The following is a 19,976-nucleotide window of genomic DNA, read 5'->3' on the forward strand; positions in this document are numbered from 1 at the left end:
GTCAATTCCTCATCCCCGTCGCCGCTTCCGCTGCGACGCGCGTCAATTCCGGAGCGCCCAACGGGAGTTCGTATCGATGACCTCGCGGGAGTCGCGCAGACCTGACGAACGCTGAGATCTGCTGAAAGTCCAGCTGATAGTAGAATGCGACAATGCGATCGCCGACAATCGATGCAATCTCGACGTCCAGGGCCGCGATCTCAGGTCCGTGTTGGAGCGCAACCCGCACTCCCCTCTGCGCCGACTTTCGATCGGCCGCACTGATCGCAATGCCAGACCTCGCATCGAGTGACAATCGGGCCCACCCGTTAGACTGGGCAAGCGCGATGGCGGCGTCGAAGTCGAACTCTACGTCCTCCCCGGCGTCGATTGCCGCGAGATGAGCCTCAAAATGCCGGACAGCCAGCCCGAACCGCTCAGGATCCCTGGCGACCATCATGCCATGCGAGAGGTCGAGTTCATCGCAATTGAGTGCCTCGCCTGACGGAGAGATCCAGAGCCTCGGGACCGCAATTGCCGCAATCGCGCGATCACGCTCAAGCATGCGGTGTCCATCCGCGCTCAGCAATCCATGACGCGACAACACGCTGGAAGAACGGCAGTTCGAGAAAGTTCTCGACGCCCTCCGGCGCTTCGGCGTCATAGTGACGCCCGTTCAGGGCCAGCCAAACGTGCGTTCCGCCCGAGAAGCCCGCATCTTCCGACAGACGATCCAAATCACCCCAATCGAGCTCGCCCGGGGGAATGACCTTGGGCCAATGCCTCCGAAGCAACTCGCGATCGAGCGGTCGCCCATCCACATCGTCGTCGTCCGACACCTGAAAGTTGCCGATATCGAGCGTTTCGATGCCAAGCCTGTCGGCGACCAGTACCCCGCCGAGCTCTTTCAGCACCTCGGACGCAAAATCCGAGCAACAACCGCCGCGCGCAGCACCGGAATTTATCTGCTGGCCGTCCAGAGCAGAGCCGACACTCAGCCACTGCTGCAGGGTGGACCTGATCGCAAGCGAAAGCCGCGCCTGGACCGCGTCTGTTGGCATCAGCGCATCTTGACGCATTCCAACGCCCCTTCCGCATCGCACGCTACCGGCGCAAGACTATCGGCGACGAGCCCTCCTGGCATGTCGCAGCCCATCACCGCCTCGATAAAGCGGCGATACATCACCTCGAGGAAACGCACGAGCATCTCTCCGGTCGCGACCGAGAGGCGACGGCCGCAGGCCGCCACCCGGCGATCGAGCGTCTTTTCTCGGACTCTGGCACCGACCAAAATTGCGGAATGATCCACGGCCCTTTTCTCCTCGCTTCATGAGAGATCAGGACGCTGAAAAACGCAAACGCCCGTTTGCGACTTGCTGGGCCGTCGTGTCTCCTCATCGTCAGACAAGGAGAAAGGCTTTCGCCATGAAGAAATTCCTCGACTTCGCCAAGAACGGTGTAACCGTGCACTTCCCGTCCGGCGTCACCAACGATAGCATTCCAAACAGCCGCCTTGGCAAGCTCGCCACCGTTCTCAGTGTCGTCGGCTCCGTCGCTATCGTGACGCCGTCGACCGCGGAGGCTCGTGGCGGCGGCGCCATCATGGGCCTGATCGGCGGGATGATGATCGGCTCGATGATGGCTCGCAATGGCGGTGCGATTGCCGCCCCGATGTATCAGTCGCCGACCTATGCAGCTCCGGTCCAGCCCTACTACGGCTCCTACGGTACCCAGGGTTACGGCGTTTCTCCCGGCTATGGCGGCTACGGTAGCCAGGGCTACGGCGTTCAGGGCGGCGGCCAGCCCGGTAACTACTACTGCCCACGCGGCCCGCAGCACCGTTGCTTCTGGCGCGGCAGCCAGCTCGAGATCCAGGACGACCTGAAGAAGGCCGCCAAAATGGAGACGGATGAAGCTCCGGCGCCCCGCATGGGCTGAACGCCCGATCTTGACGGATGACAAAGGGCCGGATTCGCTCCCCGGCCCTTTTGCTTGGCTACAGTGCGGAGGCGCTTCCCAGCGTTGACGTCCCAACGTCTCCTGGAGGTTAAACAGTTCGATCAGGCGCGCGGGCGATGCGTCCAGCCCCTGAGACCGGCCAACGTCCACCGCTCGCCTCACGTGGCCCGGCCGTCGTGCGCGACTTTCCTGCCTCACATCTGGGACCTTACATTCTAATCCTTGAGATCAATTAACCTTCGCCTCCAGTTGCCCCTTTCCGGGCGAGGCTCCAAAATCGTAAAATTGCACAGGAGCCCACATGATCGATCTCGTTCACAACCCAGACGCCGGCTTTGCAATGCTCCATGACGAGGAGCGGCTCGATGGCGCTCGCAAGGCCATGGTGTCCCGGGACGGGCGCCTTTCCGTGACGGAAGCGTCCGGCCGCTTGCGGATCCTTGCTAACAAGATCCCGCTGGACCTGTTGCCTGAGCTTAGAAAGGCCGCCGCAGTTCCCTTCATCCGCGTTCAGGGTATGCATGCCGTGAACGTCGGCACCATTTCCATCTTCATCGCGGTTTGAGGCGCATCATGTCCCCCACTGCAGACAAGCCGCGCCTCGTCGTTCCCGACAAGTCGTTCTTCGTAAAAGAGCGCGCGTCCCTGTACAACCAGTGGCTGATCAGCTGGTGGCGGGAAAACATGCAGAATTCCGTCGACGCCGGCGCGAAAACCATCCGCATCGACATCTCGGACGCTCCGGCCAAGGGATCCTTCGGCCGCGAGCCCACGCCAGACCGTGTCACCCGTGTCGTCTTCTCCGACGACGGCGTCGGTATGGACGAAGCCACGATCGACAACGTCTTCTTCCGGATGGGAGCGACCACTAAGGACGACGAAACTAGCGTTGGTGGGTTCGGCCGCGCCCGGATCATGACCTGCTTCAGCCAGGTCCGCTATTCGATCGAAACGCGCGATCGCTACGTGGAAGGCGATGGCCCCGAATATTTGAATTTCTCTCGTTCGGAAGCTATCGACGCGCTCGGGCGTTGGCAGCACGCAGCGTCCGAGCGCGTGGACGCCAGCGGCGACAGCGAGCAAGCTGCCCTGCATCGCGCCGCCACCGATGCCATCGCCGCCGATCGCGCGCGTCTGGCCTCGGCGGACGCGTTCTCCGGCTGCCGCCTGGAGGTGGACCTGCCTCCGGACGAGCGCGATCGCAATGGGCACCGTTCCACGCCGGAAGGCATGCTCAACACGCTCCAGGTCTACCTCGCGCAGAGCGACCTCAAGTGCGAGGTGATCATCAATGGCGAGCCCTATCAGAAGCCGTCTGTGAAGTACGCCAAACGCAAGGCGCTCTACGCGACAGTCGGAAAGGACGCCATTGATGAATCCTGGATCGCGAACCGTCGGATCGAGACGAAACTCCGACCGGATGGCGATTATGACGTCAAATTCGCAACCATCCGGATCGTTCCGTCTGAAGACGCGCCTCAAGGCACGCGAGACAAGCTGATCTACCGCGTCCACGGTGCCTCGATGTTCTCCGAGTATACCTCGGTGAGCTCTGCGCTTTTCCTCGAGATCGAACCCGCCATTGCCCGCCAGGTCCTCACGGCCAATCGGGATGGCCTGAAGGAGCCTTTCTCGAGCGCGGTCGAGGACTACAAGCGCCTTCTCGCAACCGATGCGCAGCAGGCCACCAAGGGCGACAGCGGCACTGACTTCACCCTTTTGTCCGGCGGTTTGGGCCGCAAAATTGCACGCCGTCGCCTGAAGGAAGACGATCTCTCGACCGCGGAAGCAGCCGCCATCGCCGGCGACGCCGGCCGAATGCTCGCCGAGAGCATTCGCAGGCAGGAACGCCACGTCTCCTACCGCGATGACTCCTGGACTTGGGGCGTATTCGAGTCCGGTGAGCTCAAGGGCGTGGATCCCAACCTCCTCAAGCCCTTTCTCGAAAAGCTTACCCTCACCGGCGAGATCGAGGGGACCTTTCTGGAAGCTTTCTCCGATCGGGCCAAGGCGGAAAGCTTCGCAGTTACCCTCAAGAACTCGGGCCCCCACCGCGCAATGGTGTTCGCGTCCGGAAACCTGCTCGGTTTCATTGTCGACAATCTGACGCTGCAGAAAGCCGCGGCGGATATTATCGCGCGTGAGGCGTACAAGGACCGACTGTCGGACTTCAACGACGTGCCGATCCTGAAGGAGAACATGGAGCCGCCGGCCGACCGCTTCTCTCCGGAAGACGCGCGGCGGCGCCGTGCCAAGCTTGTCTCGGCCGCCCATCGCAATGATCCCCGCAACTGGGACCCCTCGACCGGCAAGGGCCTCGCTCCGCGCCGTCTTCTCGCAGCGTGGCAGGCGGCGGTGGATGCCGTCGTCACCGAAATGCTCGAGGCCTACCCGCACGTCAAAGAGTTTGCTTATTCGTCCGGTTGGGTCTTCAGCCACCCGCAATGGGCTTATTCCTCCGTCAACGGCGACTACGGCTGGCGCAGCCCGGCGGCGATGCTGAAGAAAGACAAGGCCGGGGGCGACGTCAATTGCCACTTCCTTCTCGATCCGCTCGACGCCGAGAAGAACTTCACGCTCAAGTACAACCCGTCCGACCCGGACGACCGCGACCGGCTGATCGCACTCGCGGCCCATGAAGCCTGCCACGCCATGGTCGACAATGGGCATAATGACGCATTCGCCGAGGTGCTCACCACGCTGATGGAGCGCCTTACGACCCGCTTCCGGCGCTCCATCCACAAAGACATGAAGGCTTCCGTTGAGGCGGTTGATCTCGTCTACGCGCGCGGGAAGAGCCGCGCGATCCCTCTCGACGACCAGGAGGGCTTGCGCCCTTCGGAACGGCTCGCCGCCGGGTGCGGCCTGGCGAGCCCGATACGCGGCAATGACCGCTGCCTCGAGTTCGACGCCGACCGCCCGTTCGAAACGGAAAACGAACCAACTCCCTCACTTTCTGTCTGAGGTGCAAGATGCGTATGATTGAGACGGCCGAGGCATCCACAGCGGATGATCTGCTCCGCACCACCATCCGGACCGAGCGCGAGCACCGCCTCGCCTACGAGGCAGCGCTCGCAAGCTCCGGACTGGCCAGACCGGCCTGGACGTCGCTCACCGAAGAAGATCGGGAAGAATTCCGGATGATCAATCGACTTGTCTGGGCCGGCATGCCGACAATCACCCAGCATATCCCACTCCAACCCACGGCAAGATGACCGCTGCCAGCACGAGCCAATCGCCTTGTTTGACAACCCCGCCCAAGGCAACGAGGCGGCAGCCGTTCACTACTTCCTCAGTGGCTACACCAAGCTCCACTGGGTGATTTGCCGAAAATGCTCTTTCACCGGATATTGGGGTGGCCATGGCGGCCACCGCCGCGTTCGCTGGGGCTACGGGGACGAAGGTCTCCTCAAGACCGCCGAACACCATAATCGCTTGATGCGCGGCGAAGCCGTGACGCAGCCCCTTTAGGCCGACGAAGGACCTTGTCCACCATGACCACGATCAAACCGCGGAAACTCTTCGACAAAGGTTCTTCTAATCCGCGAATGCAGTGCGGAGAGTGCGGGCAGTGGAAGCGGCTCCATGGCGTAGAGGCTGGCCAGGCGGTGCAACGCTTCTTCGGCTCCTGCGAAGTGACCGGTGGTGACCATCCCTGCGGCAAAGACGTTTGCTCGGCCTGCTGTCCATCGAAGTGCCTCGAGCACCCTCGCGCTCACGGTGCGAAGTCAGCCTCATCGCCGGCAGCCAAAGGTTCGCAAGCACGGTAATGCACCGATGCGCCCGGCATGCTGGCAGAGGCTGCGGGCACGGGCGTTTTCCCAAACAGATTGCCACCACCTAATTGATCGATCGCTATGACCGGAGCAATTTCGTCTACACGGCCGGACTTTGAACCGCCACACGGAGAGGCACATGACATTTGGGCACCACCCGGATCCTGCGATCGACTTCTGCGTCGAGGTCGAAGAGATCGAGGCCATGGCTTGCAACCGGCGCATCGGCTTTGACCCCGAGCCCGACCTCGATCGGCGGATCGAGCGAGCGCTGATGTTTACCGTCGGCGGCGACGCCGGCGCAGTCCGTGCCAAGCAAAGCCTGCGTCAGATCGCCCAGAACGTAGTTCAAATGGCCTGACTTCCCGACGCCCAGAAGGTGACCCAATGATCGACCGCCTGGTGAATGTCCCGACCGCGGACAGTAAACTCGAAATCCGACCTCTCGTTGACGGCGACACCATTAAGATCGTTTGCGCCGTTCGCAACGCGGCGCCGGACGATTACTCGATAATCACGTCAAGCTTCATCGGGAGCCATATGATGGAAAAGCCCCAGCTGCTCCGCGAGATGTACGCGCGCGACATCGCGAGCGTGATCGAATGGGCGCGCGACATCGGCTACCGCCAGGCACAAACTCACATTCAGCAAGTCCTGGGGATCGCCAAGTGATGCGAAAGGAGGCCCGAATGTCCGATCCGCAGCCCACGCCGCATCAGGCAAAGGCACTTCGGTTGGCGGCAACGTCCGGTTCGCTTCGGCGCCTCCCCGGCGGCTATTGGGTTGGTAGTGAATACTCCTGGACAAAGGGCGCATCCTTACCGACCGAAGAGTATGTTGGCTCCAACACGGTCTATGCTTGTTCCAACAGAGGCTGGCTCGAGCAAGATGGCGCCTTCCAGGTCAAGCTCACCGACGCCATCTTCTCAGCGCTTGAGCCCGAAGCATCCTTGTCACCCGCGTAGCCTTAGCCACCAATCACACTGCGGAAGAGATTTACATGAACGCGCGAGATCGAGAGTACCGGGCGGCACAGCTTGAACTCGATGAAGCCGAACGGCGGGTTCGGCAACTCAATGACGAACTCTCGGACGCCTGCACCGCGGTGAAGGCAGCAAAGGCAAGGCTCCGCCGCGCCGAGCGCGCTCGAATGCCGCAATCAGCATTGTGACCGGAAAGTTAGCTCGCCGGCGGAGACGCCGCGCGCTTCGGGCCCGCCCTGGCGAGGTCATCGCCTTTTATGGCTACGCTGAAGGCGAGGGCCCTGACCTATCCACCGCTTGGGCGGCGCCGGCGCAGCGACAGCAATCTCGTGCTCGCGGCCTTCGCCGCCAAAGTCTACGGGGAGTTACCGCTCTGGAAGGAGCTCGAGGCCCGCGGTTACGATCTGAACACGCTCAAGTTCTCAATCCGCAAGAAGACGGTCGCTGAGCAGGGTGAGCAAGAAGGACTTGGCGGCGGTCAATAGTCAGGGACCAACGCGCGGCGGTTGCGGCTCTTCGTCGACAGTTTTGATCTCGGCTTCGGTCCCGTTGCAGCATTTCCGGGCCCAATCACAAACGTCTTCCAGGGTCGAACCTCTCGCAAAAGGCTCGACGGCGATCGGCCCGCGGCGCCACCACAATCGGCCCTTCCGCTTGAAGACCTCACCCTTGTTCACGCCGTCGACGAACACCGCCTTCATGGTCCCGGAGCCTCGACCTGCGACGGATCGCCGGTTGAAAGTTCAGCGAGCTGCCGGTGCGACATCTGCCCGATCATCTCGGCCCGGACGCGGGTCTGGTAATCGATCGCATCTTCAGCCTCCTCCAGGCGCTTTCGCACCTCGGTCAGCGGTACATCACCATCGGTCACTTCGACGACTTCGCGGCCGCGATACATTTCCGACCACTGGTGTTCATAGGCCCCCTCCGACTTGATCTCCTTCAAGTCTTCGGGTTTGGGATGAAAATCGAGATAGACGAAATGCCACTCCCCATTGGAAGCGGCGGTTTTGTCGCGGTACTTGATCCAGCTCATGCTCGTTGCCCTCGTCACGCTCACTACCGGGGCGGGCGTTAAACTTCGGCTAAGCTGGCCCGGAAAATTGAAATCGCCAAGGACTCGTTACGGCGCAAATCGTTGCCGAGATAGAATGCCCTTTGGCTGCACGGCCGATCCGTCGAGCTCATCGTAGAAATCGTCATGGATTGAATGGAACATGCCGAAATTGTTGCGCAACCGGAAATACTGGTCGGGGAGCAGTTCGCGGAGCGCCAGCCGCCGCAGCTCCTCAATAGTCAGAATGACCCCGAAATCATCCTCGCGGTACAGCCACCCATCGTCCTCGGGAGAGAGGAAGCTTTTGCCGTAAGGCGTTCCTACGTTGCGGTTCAGCTGGCTCAGCTCATTCCTGGCGGCGCTGATGACGAAGGTGTTGGGGTCGAGCTTGAGGATCTTGCCGTCTCCCGAGTGAATCTCGAGCTCAATCGGCCCTAGCATCGGGAAATTCCGGTTCTTCGGTGGAAATTCTCGCGGATTTGCTGACATAGGCTAACCTTCATGCGCATGCTGAGCGACAGCCTGGAGAAACCGGGCCTCCCCGGATTTCGCAACTTTCCTAGGCTCGAGTCCAGCCCCAGATGACCGTCGTTTCCGTATTGACAGGCGATTTCCGCGACATCCTCGCCTCGCTCGGCGAGGAGACCGTCGACTGCATCATCGCGGATCCTCCATACGGATCGACGAAACTCGCCTGGGATCGTTGGCCCGATGGCTGGCCACAGCTTGTCCGGCGCGTCCTCAAGCGTTCCGGCTCCATGTGGGTATTTGGCACTCTCCGCATGTTCATGGAGCGTGCCAAAGACTTCTCCGGATGGAAACACGCCCAAGACATCATCTGGGAGAAGCAGAACGGCTCCAACGCCGCGTCCGACCGATTCAAGCGTGTCCACGACACCATCGCCCAATTTTACAGGGATGATGCGCGCTGGGGGGCGGACATCTACAAGTCGCCTCAGTACACCTACGATGCGGTTGCGCGAACAATCGTTCGTCGCGCGCGACCGGAGCACTGGGGCGCCATTGGCGATGGGAGCTACCTGTCCGTCGACGGTGGTCCACGCCTGATGCGGAGTGTGTTGCGCTCCCGATCCGAACACGGACGAAGTCTGCATCCAACACAAAAACCGATCGCAATCGTCGAACCGATTTTGCTCTACTCCTGTCCACCAGGAGGTCACGTGCTCGATCCGATGGCAGGATCCGGCACAACCGGCATTGTCGCGCGCCGCAACGGTCTTTCGGCGACCTTGGTCGAAGCCGACCCGATCTACGCAGACATCGCCCGGAACCGACTGGCGAACGACGGATTTGCTTTCCAAATCGCCTCCTCCGTAGCGGATGCTTGACCCTCGCCACCGCCGCAGCTACCCGATGCCACTTGGCTAGCTAGGTGTCCGCCGATGTCCAACCTCTCCGACGAAGAAACCATCGCAATTGCTCGGATCGCCAACTTACCGATCTCAGAGCGAGATCTCTCGGCCCCAGTTTACCTGCGCGTCGGCAAATGGAACCCGGCAGACCCGCGTTCGCGAAACTATGCGGCAGGCGACATTGAGATTGGGCTCTCCGTCTACGAGCTCGATGCAACCATCAATCCCGTGATGCCGCCGGAAGGTGAATGGGCCGAGACCGATTTGAACGAACGTATGCGAGGCGACGAACCGAAGTTCTTGGTCCAGGGAGACGTCCTGGGGTGGGGGCACGACGGCGAACCACTTCTCGGGAACCCGCGCGTCGTCGGGGCCTATTCGCCCGCCGCTCGACCGGCGCCCTCCAGATAGAGCCTTACATCGGCGGTGTGGCGCCGTTTGGCGCGCTTTCGTCGATGTCGTCGCGATCGCGAGATACACCCTCATGAACTCGTCCGCGGTCATCGTGGGCCGAATGCCGGCCTCCCAGAGCTCGCTCAGCCCCCGCCTCCAGTTGCGTTCGACGAGCTACCTCCAATTCCTCAGCAGATCCCTGACGGCGCTCCAAGACACGGGAAATCAAGCAAAATCCAATATGCCAAGCAAGGATTCGCTTAACTTGGTTTCCGCTGCCTCCGCTCTCGACCAGATTTAGCGGGTTTTCCACACCCGTTAACCGAAAAGCCCTTAAAACCGGGGGTTTCTGCTCCCCCGAGGTGGCCAATTGCAGGAATCCCGGGCATCAACGATCCGTCCGAGCGAGACCTCACGGCTTGAAGGGTTGGGGAGCCCTCGTCGGCATTGCATAGTGTCAACTCAGATGAAGGATTAACTTATGTCCACCACCAATGCGATCACCGTCAAGCACCTGGCCGGCGAGCTCGCCGAAAAGCACGGTCTGACCAAGAAGAACGCGGAAGCGATCCTGAACGATCTCGGCGACAGCTTCGTCAAGAACCTCACCGAGGGCAACGTGATTCGCTGGAACGGCCTCGGCGTCTTCCAGGTGCGCGAGCGCGCCGCCCGCGTCGGCCGCAACCCGGCGACCGGCGAGCAGATGCAGATCGCCGCCAGCAAGAAGATCGCATTCCGCCCGGCGACGTCACTGAAGGCGGCTGTCATCTGATCCAGGTCGTTTGCCGATTATTCGGCGCCGCCTCAGAGTGAAAGGCCCTGCCAATGGCAGGGCCTTCTTTTTGGCTACTCGGTTTCGGTGTAGGTCGTTCCGATTGTCCGAAGGGCAATTCGACCGATTAACCGCATTTTCCGTGTTTGAAATGCGGCCATAGTTTATCGGCAGGAAGCCGTCGATCCGCAAATGAGGGACATCCGCAAGGGAACGTTCTAGATCTACGGAGGGCCGTCGGGCTGATCGCGCGCGAGCACGTAGCTCGCGTATAGTTCGCGGTCGATGCCATAGGCGATAGCGGAGGATTCATTCAGTGCTTCCACGACCTCCGAAACGTAGGTCGCCATGTGCGCCCTGTCGTCGAGCGCGAGGTCGCGAAATTTCTGGACCGCGAAGTCGAACGGCTCCGTCCGGTCCCCGTCGACGTAGGCTCGCAGATAGTCGGCCAGGACTTTATTGGTACGTTGCCGTTCTCGTATCTCGATACCGCGCGGCACGCGCTTGACGGCATGGGCAACCGCGTAGGCGGGCGCCGACGTCTCGTAGCCCTCGGCGATCGCGTCTGCTAGCGGCATCGGGTCGGCTAGCTCGTACCAGGACAGCATTCCGGCCGAATAGGCCGACCGATCGACGCCTACGAATGAAAGGGGTGCCAAGCCGTTCTTGAGCAACGGAATGCTCGCCATGACCCGGCCTAGTCGCTTGTTGCCGTCGGCGAAGGTCTGCAGATAGGCGAGACCAGCCAGCAGCCCGAACGAGGCTTCGAAGGGATCATCTTCGCGCATCGAAACTGCCGAGCACAGCTCGGCGAGCCCGTAGGATAATGCGCTGCCATCGGCCGTAGGTTCGTACGCGCTACCGGAGATACCGACGGCGTGGCGGCGCACCGCCCCGGCATTGTCGTGTCGGACGAGCCCGCGCATTAGGAACGCGTGCAGCCTCATGGCCGTATCCGGCTCGATTCGGATGCGATCGATGTCCTCGATGATCCAGCCGATCGCGGCCTTGTGGTTGAGGATCATGGTGGCTTCCTCGGCGGTGCGGCCGCCGGCGGATTCGCCGTATTTGATCAAAACCTCGGTCTCAAGGTGAGAGTAAGTGTTGCCCTCCAGTGCGCTCGATGCGTAGGCCAAGTCGATCATGAAGCGCTCTGCGATTTCGCGGGAAAACGTCGCTGCGTCGATCGAAGGCGCGAGCACGGGCGACGCGTTTTTCATGCGGGCAGCCGCCTCAGCGGGAAGCCAAGACTTACGCGAAGAGAAATAGTCGCCGATGCGGTTGGGGTCGAACGGGACTTTTGGCCGCGCGTTGAACGGTAAGGAGAACCACAAAGCCCCGGGTGTCGCTTTGAACTGGGCGAATCGTTTCGTGCCGAACTTCTCGACCAGGCCTTCCGCAATGAGGCGCGCGACGGATCGCGAAACGGATGATTGGCTTGCTGCGCCATGCAGTTTCTCTGATATTTCGCTTTGAGTAGGCGGCTGGTCCTTGGCTCGAGCCAAAATGTCGAAGACGTTTTTGTCCAGACCCGTCAGGGAGCGGATGGCGAGCGCGGGATGACGCGGTCTCTGCATAAATGGGTCCACGTAAAGGTCTGTAAATGCGAGTAAAATCTCGCGCTCGGTCTAGCTGAATATAAGATGAATTATAGATTTTCACAAGCCTTCAGCTCGGCCCGCCGCCGACAACCGACTGGAGCAAGGTAGCTCTGATATCCGGCAGCTCGCCCGCGGGGCCCACACCGAAATCCGAATAGCCTCTTTTTTCCCATTCTCGCCAAATAAAAAGGGCGGCCTGAGCGGCCCAATACTCCCGCCAACGGCCGATCCCTTAGTCCGGCGGGTCCTCTTGCTTGATCCGCTCGAAGATCGAAGGTCGCCTGATACGTCGACGCTCGGGTTCCGGTTCTGCAGCAACCGTGGTGACCGCCGTTTCTCGCACCATCGGCGGCAAGCTTTCCCGATCGAGTGGGCTTTGCTTGTCGAAGATAGACCTTCTGTTGGGATTCACAGTCGGCATGAATCCCAAATTGCCCCGCGGCATCAACCCTTGCGGCTTCTCCGCCGCAGCTGGTTGCGGCGTTGACGGCGTAACCGGGCTGGCGGCAGGTGCCACCTGCTGCGGCCCCGGGGCGGTCGGTGCAACTGCTGCAGCTGCCGACGCATCCGTTCTCGGTGCCGGTGGCCGCGTCACAGGGGCCCGAACAGATGGCTGCTGCGGTGGCCTCGGCTGCACCGGTGGCGATGTTGGAACACGAACGGCTGGCGCCCTCGGCGGCTGAGCCGGCGGCCGCGGCTGGACCGCAGGCGGGTTAGCGCGAGCATGTGTCGCTGGTGTCGGCTCGGCCCGCGGCTGTGCCGGAGGCGATACCGGCTCTGTTGCTACAGGCTGCTGGGCGGGAGGATAAGACGGAGTTGCGACTCGCTCCTGCGGCCGCATAGGCGGCTCATCATCAGGCTCCGGGAAGTTCTCATCCCCGATCCGGTCATCTTCGTCGTCATCAAAACCGATCGTGTTGTCGTTGACGTCGTAGGCGTCATGCGGAGTGTCCGGCGGATAACGGTCCTCATCCGTCTCCAGCGGAGGTTCGTCATCGTCGTCGAATGTCGCATCGACCTCGTCCGCCTCGTCAGATTGTTGTGGCGGCGCCTCAAGGGTCGTTTCAGGAACGACCCCGGCTTCCGCAGGCTCCGTGACCTCAGGCGCAGCCGGAGCTGCGAGTTCCGCATCGAGTTCTGCAATTGTCTCCGGCTCGCTCGGCGAGCCAGCCAAGGTCGCTTCGACAGATTGCGCACCGGCCGGCGCGGCGTCCGTTGTGGCTTCAACCGCGTGTTTTTCGCGCAGTCGTGTCCGGAAGGCGTTCTCGTAGATGCGGACCTGCCAGCTGGTCTTCTGGCCGTTGGGAGGGTTCATCCTCCCGGTCGTCTCTGCATCGACGTAGGCCGCGGTCTGGATCGCAAGAGCCTTTTCCTGGCGAGACAGAGGTACGGCGACCCCACTGACTTCGACTTCTCGACGCCGCGGAACTTCGACGCCATTTACGGCGGTCTGCTTGCGCGCTTTCGGTGGCTCTCCAGCCTGCCCTTGATCAGCGGGCGTCGGCGATTGTTCTGGCTGCTGGCGCGCGCTCGGCGGTTCTGGACGGACTTCAGCTTCCTGGCCCTGATCAGCCTCAGGCGCGGTCGGCTCTACAACCTCGACCGCTTCAAGCGATGCAGCTAAAGCTTCTTCTTTTTTGGCTTCCGTTGGCGGGCGTGACTGTTCCTTGCCGGCGACAGGCGCAGCGGTTTCGGCCTTTTCAGTTGCCGCTCTCGACGTCTCCTGCCGCAGATGAGCGCGGCCGAGCAGGGCCTGGATGCGCGCGAAGGCATCGCCGCCAGCGAGGGCGTCGATGCGATCGAGGAATGAATGGCGTTCCTTGTCATCGGCAGGCTCGCCCGACAGGCGCCGGCCTGCAATGCGAACGACGTCATCGACGTCTTCCTCGTCGAAATTCTCCGCGGCGCTACTCTTCGCCTCGTCAATGAGGATGTTTTCGATGCCTTCGAGCTGCGCCTTCAGCTGCTCGAATAGCCTGCTCGCATCGTCGATTTCGCGCCGAAGGAACTTCGCGACACGAAGCTCATCTTCGACAACCCGCATGTCGTCGGACGGCCGCCGATTGCGCATTGCCCCCCTCCCCCGAGTGAGCGTCAGTTCAGCGCGGCAAGGAACGATCCGGCGTCCTCGGGAAGTCCTTCCGACGAGTAGAGGCGATTGTCCTTGCCGATGTACACCAGCGTCGGCGTCCGGGTGAGGCCGAACTGACGAACGAACACGACGTTCTTGGTCAACGCCTTCTGCGCGGCGATGTATTCCGCCGAGCCCTCGGCCGGCGGCGGCTGCACGTCGATCCCGTCGGTCGAACCCTCGCCGGCGAACCACGCCGTCCCCGGTTGCGGACGCGAGAGAATGGAAATGGCTTTGGGCAAGGATCCCTTGAGGCCGGCGATCATGATGATCCGGATCTGGAGCTTGTGGGCCCAGACCATATCCTTCAGGCGGCCCCATGCGGCGTGACAGAACGGGCACTGCGGATCGGCCACCATGTAGATGGCGGGAGCCTCTTCGACGCCAACCCTGAACCAGGCCGCCTCGTTGAGCGCGCGCTCAACGGCGCCGCGATCGAGCCCCGACACATACTTTTCAGCGCTGGCCGTCAACACCGCCGGCTCAAACTTGGCCGGCTCGGCAGCCGACTGCTGCTCCGGCTTGGCTGCCGGCACCTTCGGCGCAGCTTCCTGCGGGTCAGCAGCGGCCTTCGAGGACTTCGCATCGGTCCCCTTGACCGGTGCAGTCGCTTCATCCACCGGCAGTTGAAGCGGCGACGAACCCGTTGCCGACGGCGCAACCTTGGCGTCAACCTTGGCGTCAGCCGCGAGCGCGGCACTGGACTTCGGCGCCGAGGCCTCGTCGGCCGACTGCTTCGATTGGGTCTGCGGCGCTCCGGCGGTGAACGGAGCCTTCCCGAGCTGCTTCTGAGCCGCCTCGAAGCGTCGCTGCATCTCGCCGATCTGGACACCGGTGATGTTGTTGCCTTCGACGTCGAACAGCACCCCTGCGACAACGTGCGTACCGTCCGGGGTGACATAGAAGATCTGCGTCTGGCTGTTCGGGCTTTCGCCGAGATAGGCCGACAGCCCGCCCTCTGCGCCGAGCGCGGTCAGTTTCACGCCCTTGGCCTGCATGAACCGAAGCACGGGGGCCAACTGCGCGCGGTTGGCCAAAGGATTCGTAACTTCCGATGTCGTTTCGACGGAAGTCTTTTCCGACGGCGCCGCCGTCTGACCGAATGCGGCGGAAACCGTTACCGCCGCAAGGAAAACACCGCCCAAAACCCTCAACACCGACATCCCGCGATCTCCTGAAGATAGGGCCTCATGGGACCCCGTATGATCCACGAGTCCTATCAGCGGCCTCACGGGCCTTCAAACCGGAACGCGCATCCTAGTCGTTTCGACGGTGCAAAAGCGGGGACAAACTGGGGACGGCCCAAGGATTCGATACCGTTACCGCGCAGTCCGCGCCGGCCGCCGGCCCTGACCGCCGTCCGGTCGACTGGCACCGCGACCAGATCCCTTCTTCTCCCGCTCGTTGGCATAACTCCAGTCCACCGCGTCGCAGGAAGTCGCATCGCCCTTGCGCCAGTTATCGCAGGCCAGAAACATCTTGCCGGCCTTGGTCTGGCGAGTCCGCATCGTGCCCTTGCCGCACTTCGTGCACGGCTTGCCGTCACCCGGAATGGCCTTCGCCTTGGCGCGCCCCTCCTCGGGCCAGATCACGTGCTGGCAGCTCGCCGGATCATCCTTTTTCCAGGCGTTGCACGACAGGAAGCGATTGCCGCTGGTGCGCGCCAGCCGCGTGATCATCTGCCCCTTGCCGCATTGCGGACAGGTCTGGCCGTGACCGGGCAACGGCTCGACGACCGGCTTCTCCTCCTTCGGCCAGGCTGTGTAATCACAGGACGTAGCGTCGTCTTTCCGCCAATTGTCACAAGAGACGAAGCGCTTGCCCTTATGTTCGCCCTTCACCAGCTGACGCGTTACGAGCTTACCTTTGTTGCATTTCGGGCAGGCCTGGCCATGCTCAGGCAGCGGCTCGATCTTTTGCTGGGGCCAGGCGCGAAAATCGCACGCCGTCGGATCATCCTTCCGCCAATTGTCGCAGGACAGGTACTTCTTGCCCTGGTGATTGCCGGACATGATCATCTTGGTGACGAGCTTGCCTTTGTTGCACTTCGGACACGTCTGTCCATGTCCCTCGATGGGACGGACTTCGCGCTTGGCGGCGCCGCGGACGTTGACGCCCTGGGTCTTTGCAGCCTCGATCCGCTTGCGCAAGGAAGCCACCTGGACCTCCATGAATTGTTCCAGCGAAACAGTCCCCGCTTCCACCTTGCCGAGCGCATCCTCCCACAGCGCGGTCAGGCCGGGGTCGGAGACGTCCTCGGGGACACTGTCTACGACGTCGCGACCCGTATTCGTCGAGATCAAGAATTTCTTGTCGCGCTTGAGGAAATTGCGTTTGGCATCAAGCAGCGTTTCGATGATGGCCGCGCGCGTCGCCTCGGTTCCGATCCCGGAGGTCTCCTTCAGCTTCTTCTTGACCTCGGCATCTTTCACGAAGCGATACACCTGCTTCATGGCCTCGATCAGTGTACCGTCGGTAAACCGCTTCGGCGGCTGCGTCCGCTTCGATTCGATCCGCCCGCCCTCGACTTTGATGGGATCGCCCTTGGACATCGAAGGCAATGACTTCGAATCTTCCTCCTCATCGTCATCCTTGTCCTCGGCGCCGTAGAGAACCGACCAGCCGGCGTCCTTCAGGATGGTTCCGTTCGCCTTGAAGCGCTCGCCCTCGCAACCCACCATGGCGCTCTGCGCATCCCACCGGCGATCGGGATAGAACTGCGCCACGAAGGAGCGGGCGATCATCAGGAATACGTCCCGCTCGCGCGGGCTCATACCGGCGAGCTTGGCCGGCGAGAACTCCGTTGTCGGGATGATGCCGTGGTGGTCGCTGACCTTGGCATCGTTCCAGGCGGGCGACTTGATGTTCAAGTTCGCCCCGCCTGCCGCCTCGCCCAATTCCTTGGTGCCCTGCAGGGCGTTGAGGATTTGCGGCGCCTCGTCCTTCAGGATGGACAGCGGCAGGTACTGCGAGTCCGATCGCGGATATGTTGTCGCCTTGTGCTTCTCGTAGAGCGCCTGGGCGACCTCGAGCGTGCCCTGGGCCGTCATGCCAAACCGCGCCGAACAAGCCTTCTGGAGGGCTGACAGCGAAAATGGAAGCGGCGGCGACTTTGACTTCGGCTGGGTTGCGAAATTCTCAACGGCGCCTGTTTTGCCGCCGACCTTGGCCGCAATGCGCTCGGCCACCTTCTTGTCGGTCAGTCTGCCTTCTGAATCCACGCCCTCGTGATCCGGCGGAATGACCCAATCCGCATCAAACGTCCCATTGGCGTGCCGAAATGTGATCTTCGGCTGGAAATGATCGACAGGCCTAAAGGCTTCGATCTCACGATCGCGGTCGACCACGAGTTTCAGGGTCGGGGTCTGCACCCGCCCCACGGACACCAACACCGACGAGCCGGCGCCCCGCGCCAGGATCGTGAACAACCGGGTCATGTTGATGCCATGCGCCCAGTCGGCCCGCTGCCGGCACACGGCTGACGCAAAAAGGGTGCGCTTCTGGCCGTTCGGCATCATCGAACGCAAGGCCTCGATCATGTCCTTTTCGGCCATGCTCTTGACCCACAGCCGCTTCACGTTGGGAGCGAACGGATCTACCCCGTTCTCCTGAAGCACCTCGTCGATGAGGAGCTGACCTTCGCGCGCGGCGTCGCCCGCGTTGACGATGATCCCACCCTTCCTGGCCTCGCTCAAAAGCCGCTTCACCTTGCCGAGCTGATCGGAAACGCCCTTGCGCGGTACGAGACGCCACTTCTCCGGAATGATCGGCAGGTCGTCGACCGCCCATTTGGCGAGGCGCTCGTCATACTCTCCGGGATTTGCGAGCTCGTAGAAGTGGCCGAACAGCCACGTCACCGCGTCCGGACCGACCTTCCAGCAGCCGTCGGTCCGGGAGGCCTGGGCGCCGATCTCGACAGCACGCGCCTTCGCGATGGCTTCCGCCAACGACGGCTTCTCGGCGACAAAGAGATGACCCGACACGCGTCCCCCGAACCCACTGCCCCCGATTGGGCAAAGTAATCGAATCCTTGTCTCCGGCGACGCAAGAGGTCAAGCTTCTGTGGAACGCGGTCCCCCGATCGATTGCAGGTTCTGGCGGATTGCTCCTTGCCGACAAGAGTGATTTTCCTTGGCAAGGACTTACGGCGCGCGGAGAAACAAGGTGACGGACAGCTCGGAACGACCCAAGGCCCCGGCGGTGCGCCGAAGGCGAAAGGGTATGGGCGGGCACCAGAAGTCACGCCCCGTGACCGTGGAATGGTTAACCCCTCCCGAGATCATTGGCGCGCTCGGCCCGTTCGACCTCGATCCGGCAACTCCCGAGCTGCAGCCCTACCCGACTGCGGTGCATCGGTGCACGAAGACCGATAACGGACTCATCAAACCCTGGTTCGGCCGGGTCTGGCTCAATCCGCCCTATACCCGCGACGAAATCGGAAGATGGCTCGCCCGGATGGCCGATCATGATCGGGGAACGTCATTCATCTTCGCCCGGACTGAGACCGATGCGTTCTCTCGATTCGTCTGGGAACGAGCGAGCGCGGTGCTTTTCCTTCGCGGCCGAACCCACTTCCACCTGCCGAACGGCCGGCGCTCCGCGCAGAACGGCGGCGCGCCGACCGTTCTGTGCGCCTATGGCGCGACCGACGCCGAGATACTCGCGTTCAGCGGGATCGAAGGGAAATTCATACCACTCAGATTCCCCCGCAGCGTCCTGGGGGCGGCCCTTTCCAACCAGACATGGATGCAGGCGCTTGTCGAATGGTTCGACACCCAGGACGGGCCGGTCTCGCTTGATAACCTGTATCGCGCGTTCGCCGAACATCCCAAGGTCAAGGAAAACCCAAACTGGCGCGCCAAGCTCAGGAACAGGCTGCAACAGGGACCTTTCGAGCGCGTGTCGCGCGGAAAGTGGACGGCGATACTGCAGGAGACCGAGACGGTGAACGCAATCGATTGCCCCGAATTGGCGCCATCTCTCCTGACGAATCCCGCGGGTCCGTAGGCTCACAACCAAGGACGACCCATCTTGAGACCCACGACCAATTACACCGATCAGGGCCTGGAAGCCTATCGCGGCGGCATCGAGGAAAACCGCTGTCCTTACCGGCGCGACACGCCAAAGGCCATGCAATGGCAGATTGGCTGGCTCAAGGGCCTTCTGCGGGATCCGCTGTCCTTCGACGACGATCTCGACGAACTCTACGACTGTACCGATGCCCGCATTGGGCAACTCGAGTCCTGCCATCTCGCGCTCATGGACCGCGTCGAAGCCGGTCTGCCGTCGGCTCAGGTGGGCGCCAAGCGGATCGGAATTCCTCTCAAAGCATGGCCGGGCAATTGCCACGCGATCGCCGCGGCAGTGTTGAAGGAAGGCATGTTGCGTCATCTCGAAGGTGATCACGGCTTCGCACACGTAGCCTACGGCTTATACGCTGGCCCAATTGCCGAGACCGGTCATTTCGCCGGCCGTGGCATCACCCATCACGGGTGGGTCGAGTTCGACAGCGGTCTCGTGGTCGACCCCACGGCCTGGGTTTTCACTGATACGGCGCCCGCTCTCAAAGCCACAACGATCGCCGATTACGACCTGGCCGGCAGCCGCTTCCGGTCCAGCGTCTCGATGCGTCCGGCGCCGGCATTCGATCCTGCAGGCCGCACCTTTCTTTTGCCCGCCGATGAGAAGGATGCACTCGCAACCGCTGGGCTCCTCCTCGGCGCCGCTCGCGATTGGGATGGCCGCGTTGGCCTTGGACAGATGATGTGGCTGGCGAACTTGCCCCTGGAGCGGCTCGGGTCCGAAGCCAAGTCGCTGTACCGGGCGATTGCCGTGACCGGCAACGCCGCCATGATCCCGATCGACAATCGCATCTATGTCGAGGAAGCCGTCCCGCCCGAGCCGTCGCCCGCTCCTTGAGAATGGTCCCCGGGAAAAACCTCCTCCAACGTT

The 19,976-nt window shown here is 62.1% G+C and carries 24 protein-coding genes; 14 read left to right on the forward strand and 10 right to left on the reverse strand.

From position 1 onward, the window contains the following. Position 1: 1 nt before the first annotated feature. Genes ACVIGB_RS04015 through ACVIGB_RS04025 form a run of 3 tightly spaced genes read right to left on the reverse strand, consistent with a single transcriptional unit; the run spans position 2 to position 1,288 of the window. Positions 2 to 544: a hypothetical protein gene (locus ACVIGB_RS04015; protein ID WP_456718026.1), complete on the reverse strand. Its 543-nt coding sequence runs from the start codon at positions 542 to 544 to the stop codon at positions 2 to 4. Next, complete coding sequence (locus tag ACVIGB_RS04020) at positions 537 to 1,058, reverse strand: hypothetical protein (RefSeq protein WP_456718025.1); 522 nt, start codon at positions 1,056 to 1,058, stop codon at positions 537 to 539. Before ACVIGB_RS04020 ends, ACVIGB_RS04015 begins: the two co-directional genes overlap by 8 nt. Then, positions 1,040 to 1,288, reverse strand: a complete 249-nt coding sequence (locus ACVIGB_RS04025) for a hypothetical protein (protein ID WP_456718024.1) — start codon at positions 1,286 to 1,288, stop codon at positions 1,040 to 1,042. Before ACVIGB_RS04025 ends, ACVIGB_RS04020 begins: the two co-directional genes overlap by 19 nt. A gap of 116 nt (positions 1,289 to 1,404) precedes the next feature. Here ACVIGB_RS04025 and ACVIGB_RS04030 point away from each other — a divergent pair, with 116 nt between their 5' ends. The 9 genes from ACVIGB_RS04030 (at position 1,405) to ACVIGB_RS04070 (ending at position 7,182) form a co-directional block, all read left to right on the forward strand. Then, a complete protein-coding gene (locus ACVIGB_RS04030; protein ID WP_456718023.1) occupies positions 1,405 to 1,917 on the forward strand; it encodes a hypothetical protein in 513 nt (170 codons plus the stop codon). A gap of 322 nt (positions 1,918 to 2,239) precedes the next feature. After that, positions 2,240 to 2,503 (forward strand): hypothetical protein, encoded by a 264-nt coding sequence (locus ACVIGB_RS04035; protein WP_456718022.1) that lies wholly within the window; start codon positions 2,240 to 2,242, stop codon positions 2,501 to 2,503. A gap of 8 nt (positions 2,504 to 2,511) precedes the next feature. Continuing rightward, positions 2,512 to 4,902 (forward strand): ATP-binding protein, encoded by a 2,391-nt coding sequence (locus tag ACVIGB_RS04040; protein ID WP_456718021.1) that lies wholly within the window; start codon positions 2,512 to 2,514, stop codon positions 4,900 to 4,902. 8 nt (positions 4,903 to 4,910) lie between these two features. Next, positions 4,911 to 5,153: a hypothetical protein gene (locus ACVIGB_RS04045; protein WP_456718020.1), complete on the forward strand. Its 243-nt coding sequence runs from the start codon at positions 4,911 to 4,913 to the stop codon at positions 5,151 to 5,153. Positions 5,154 to 5,178: 25 nt separating this feature from the next. Next, positions 5,179 to 5,409: a hypothetical protein gene (locus ACVIGB_RS04050; RefSeq protein WP_456718019.1), complete on the forward strand. Its 231-nt coding sequence runs from the start codon at positions 5,179 to 5,181 to the stop codon at positions 5,407 to 5,409. Positions 5,410 to 5,853: 444 nt separating this feature from the next. Then, positions 5,854 to 6,075 (forward strand): hypothetical protein, encoded by a 222-nt coding sequence (locus ACVIGB_RS04055; RefSeq protein ID WP_456718018.1) that lies wholly within the window; start codon positions 5,854 to 5,856, stop codon positions 6,073 to 6,075. 26 nt (positions 6,076 to 6,101) lie between these two features. After that, entirely contained in the window at positions 6,102 to 6,386 is a 285-nt protein-coding gene (locus ACVIGB_RS04060) for a hypothetical protein (RefSeq protein WP_456718017.1), read from the forward strand. 17 nt (positions 6,387 to 6,403) lie between these two features. Beyond that, positions 6,404 to 6,679: a hypothetical protein gene (locus ACVIGB_RS04065; protein ID WP_456718016.1), complete on the forward strand. Its 276-nt coding sequence runs from the start codon at positions 6,404 to 6,406 to the stop codon at positions 6,677 to 6,679. 275 nt (positions 6,680 to 6,954) lie between these two features. Beyond that, positions 6,955 to 7,182 (forward strand): hypothetical protein, encoded by a 228-nt coding sequence (locus tag ACVIGB_RS04070; RefSeq protein WP_456718015.1) that lies wholly within the window; start codon positions 6,955 to 6,957, stop codon positions 7,180 to 7,182. Here the strand turns inward: ACVIGB_RS04070 and ACVIGB_RS04075 are convergent, their stop codons facing one another. From ACVIGB_RS04075 to ACVIGB_RS04085, 3 genes are all read right to left on the reverse strand, one after another. Beyond that, on the reverse strand, positions 7,183 to 7,398 hold the full coding sequence (locus ACVIGB_RS04075) for a hypothetical protein (RefSeq protein WP_456718014.1): 216 nt from the start codon (positions 7,396 to 7,398) through the stop codon (positions 7,183 to 7,185). Next, positions 7,395 to 7,733 carry a hypothetical protein gene (locus tag ACVIGB_RS04080; protein WP_456718013.1) on the reverse strand — a complete coding sequence of 113 codons (339 nt, stop codon included), beginning with the start codon at positions 7,731 to 7,733 and terminating at the stop codon, positions 7,395 to 7,397. Before ACVIGB_RS04080 ends, ACVIGB_RS04075 begins: the two co-directional genes overlap by 4 nt. Positions 7,734 to 7,820: 87 nt before the next feature. After that, positions 7,821 to 8,195 (reverse strand): hypothetical protein, encoded by a 375-nt coding sequence (locus ACVIGB_RS04085; RefSeq protein ID WP_456718012.1) that lies wholly within the window; start codon positions 8,193 to 8,195, stop codon positions 7,821 to 7,823. Between the two features lie 140 nt (positions 8,196 to 8,335). Here ACVIGB_RS04085 and ACVIGB_RS04090 point away from each other — a divergent pair, with 140 nt between their 5' ends. From ACVIGB_RS04090 to ACVIGB_RS04100, 3 genes are all read left to right on the forward strand, one after another. Then, positions 8,336 to 9,103: a DNA-methyltransferase gene (locus ACVIGB_RS04090; RefSeq protein ID WP_456718011.1), complete on the forward strand. Its 768-nt coding sequence runs from the start codon at positions 8,336 to 8,338 to the stop codon at positions 9,101 to 9,103. A gap of 54 nt (positions 9,104 to 9,157) precedes the next feature. Then, the gene (locus tag ACVIGB_RS04095; RefSeq protein WP_456718010.1) at positions 9,158 to 9,538 is read left to right on the forward strand and encodes a hypothetical protein; all 381 of its coding nucleotides are present in this window, start codon (positions 9,158 to 9,160) and stop codon (positions 9,536 to 9,538) included. Between the two features lie 463 nt (positions 9,539 to 10,001). Continuing rightward, on the forward strand, positions 10,002 to 10,292 hold the full coding sequence (locus ACVIGB_RS04100; RefSeq protein ID WP_456718009.1) for an HU family DNA-binding protein: 291 nt from the start codon (positions 10,002 to 10,004) through the stop codon (positions 10,290 to 10,292). A gap of 224 nt (positions 10,293 to 10,516) precedes the next feature. Here the strand turns inward: ACVIGB_RS04100 and ACVIGB_RS04105 are convergent, their stop codons facing one another. From ACVIGB_RS04105 to ACVIGB_RS04120, 4 genes are all read right to left on the reverse strand, one after another. Then, positions 10,517 to 11,869, reverse strand: a complete 1,353-nt coding sequence (locus ACVIGB_RS04105) for a Fic family protein (RefSeq protein ID WP_456718008.1) — start codon at positions 11,867 to 11,869, stop codon at positions 10,517 to 10,519. 256 nt (positions 11,870 to 12,125) lie between these two features. After that, complete coding sequence (locus ACVIGB_RS04110; RefSeq protein ID WP_456718007.1) at positions 12,126 to 13,964, reverse strand: hypothetical protein; 1,839 nt, start codon at positions 13,962 to 13,964, stop codon at positions 12,126 to 12,128. 23 nt (positions 13,965 to 13,987) lie between these two features. After that, entirely contained in the window at positions 13,988 to 15,187 is a 1,200-nt protein-coding gene (locus tag ACVIGB_RS04115; protein WP_456718006.1) for a thioredoxin fold domain-containing protein, read from the reverse strand. 156 nt (positions 15,188 to 15,343) lie between these two features. Beyond that, on the reverse strand, positions 15,344 to 18,007 hold the full coding sequence (locus ACVIGB_RS04120) for a DNA topoisomerase 3 (protein WP_456718005.1): 2,664 nt from the start codon (positions 18,005 to 18,007) through the stop codon (positions 15,344 to 15,346). Positions 18,008 to 18,272: 265 nt separating this feature from the next. Here ACVIGB_RS04120 and ACVIGB_RS04125 point away from each other — a divergent pair, with 265 nt between their 5' ends. Together ACVIGB_RS04125 and ACVIGB_RS04130 are read left to right on the forward strand one after the other, a co-directional pair. Further along, on the forward strand, positions 18,273 to 19,031 hold the full coding sequence (locus tag ACVIGB_RS04125; protein ID WP_456718004.1) for a DNA N-6-adenine-methyltransferase: 759 nt from the start codon (positions 18,273 to 18,275) through the stop codon (positions 19,029 to 19,031). 123 nt (positions 19,032 to 19,154) lie between these two features. Continuing rightward, positions 19,155 to 19,943 (forward strand): hypothetical protein, encoded by a 789-nt coding sequence (locus ACVIGB_RS04130; protein WP_456718003.1) that lies wholly within the window; start codon positions 19,155 to 19,157, stop codon positions 19,941 to 19,943. Positions 19,944 to 19,976 lie beyond the last annotated feature (33 nt).

Source organism: Bradyrhizobium sp. USDA 4341, from assembly GCF_054063755.1.

What these genes read in the sequence shown, in the direction of transcription:
- ACVIGB_RS04045 (WP_456718020.1), top strand. Translation starts at nt 4,911, where the DNA reads ATGCGTATGATTGAGACGGCCGAGGCATCCACAGCGGATGATCTGCTC.
- ACVIGB_RS04110 (WP_456718007.1), bottom strand. Translation starts at nt 13,964, where the DNA reads ATGCGCAATCGGCGGCCGTCCGACGACATGCGGGTTGTCGAAGATGAG.
- ACVIGB_RS04055 (WP_456718018.1), top strand. Translation starts at nt 5,854, where the DNA reads ATGACATTTGGGCACCACCCGGATCCTGCGATCGACTTCTGCGTCGAG.
- ACVIGB_RS04095 (WP_456718010.1), top strand. Translation starts at nt 9,158, where the DNA reads ATGTCCAACCTCTCCGACGAAGAAACCATCGCAATTGCTCGGATCGCC.
- ACVIGB_RS04030 (WP_456718023.1), top strand. Translation starts at nt 1,405, where the DNA reads ATGAAGAAATTCCTCGACTTCGCCAAGAACGGTGTAACCGTGCACTTC.
- ACVIGB_RS04015 (WP_456718026.1), bottom strand. Translation starts at nt 544, where the DNA reads ATGCTTGAGCGTGATCGCGCGATTGCGGCAATTGCGGTCCCGAGGCTC.
- ACVIGB_RS04065 (WP_456718016.1), top strand. Translation starts at nt 6,404, where the DNA reads ATGTCCGATCCGCAGCCCACGCCGCATCAGGCAAAGGCACTTCGGTTG.
- ACVIGB_RS04020 (WP_456718025.1), bottom strand. Translation starts at nt 1,058, where the DNA reads ATGCGTCAAGATGCGCTGATGCCAACAGACGCGGTCCAGGCGCGGCTT.
- ACVIGB_RS04115 (WP_456718006.1), bottom strand. Translation starts at nt 15,187, where the DNA reads ATGTCGGTGTTGAGGGTTTTGGGCGGTGTTTTCCTTGCGGCGGTAACG.
- ACVIGB_RS04105 (WP_456718008.1), bottom strand. Translation starts at nt 11,869, where the DNA reads ATGCAGAGACCGCGTCATCCCGCGCTCGCCATCCGCTCCCTGACGGGT.
- ACVIGB_RS04130 (WP_456718003.1), top strand. Translation starts at nt 19,155, where the DNA reads ATGCAATGGCAGATTGGCTGGCTCAAGGGCCTTCTGCGGGATCCGCTG.
- ACVIGB_RS04080 (WP_456718013.1), bottom strand. Translation starts at nt 7,733, where the DNA reads ATGAGCTGGATCAAGTACCGCGACAAAACCGCCGCTTCCAATGGGGAG.
- ACVIGB_RS04100 (WP_456718009.1), top strand. Translation starts at nt 10,002, where the DNA reads ATGTCCACCACCAATGCGATCACCGTCAAGCACCTGGCCGGCGAGCTC.
- ACVIGB_RS04090 (WP_456718011.1), top strand. Translation starts at nt 8,336, where the DNA reads ATGACCGTCGTTTCCGTATTGACAGGCGATTTCCGCGACATCCTCGCC.
- ACVIGB_RS04070 (WP_456718015.1), top strand. Translation starts at nt 6,955, where the DNA reads ATGGCTACGCTGAAGGCGAGGGCCCTGACCTATCCACCGCTTGGGCGG.
- ACVIGB_RS04060 (WP_456718017.1), top strand. Translation starts at nt 6,102, where the DNA reads ATGATCGACCGCCTGGTGAATGTCCCGACCGCGGACAGTAAACTCGAA.
- ACVIGB_RS04075 (WP_456718014.1), bottom strand. Translation starts at nt 7,398, where the DNA reads ATGAAGGCGGTGTTCGTCGACGGCGTGAACAAGGGTGAGGTCTTCAAG.
- ACVIGB_RS04035 (WP_456718022.1), top strand. Translation starts at nt 2,240, where the DNA reads ATGATCGATCTCGTTCACAACCCAGACGCCGGCTTTGCAATGCTCCAT.
- ACVIGB_RS04040 (WP_456718021.1), top strand. Translation starts at nt 2,512, where the DNA reads ATGTCCCCCACTGCAGACAAGCCGCGCCTCGTCGTTCCCGACAAGTCG.
- ACVIGB_RS04085 (WP_456718012.1), bottom strand. Translation starts at nt 8,195, where the DNA reads ATGCTAGGGCCGATTGAGCTCGAGATTCACTCGGGAGACGGCAAGATC.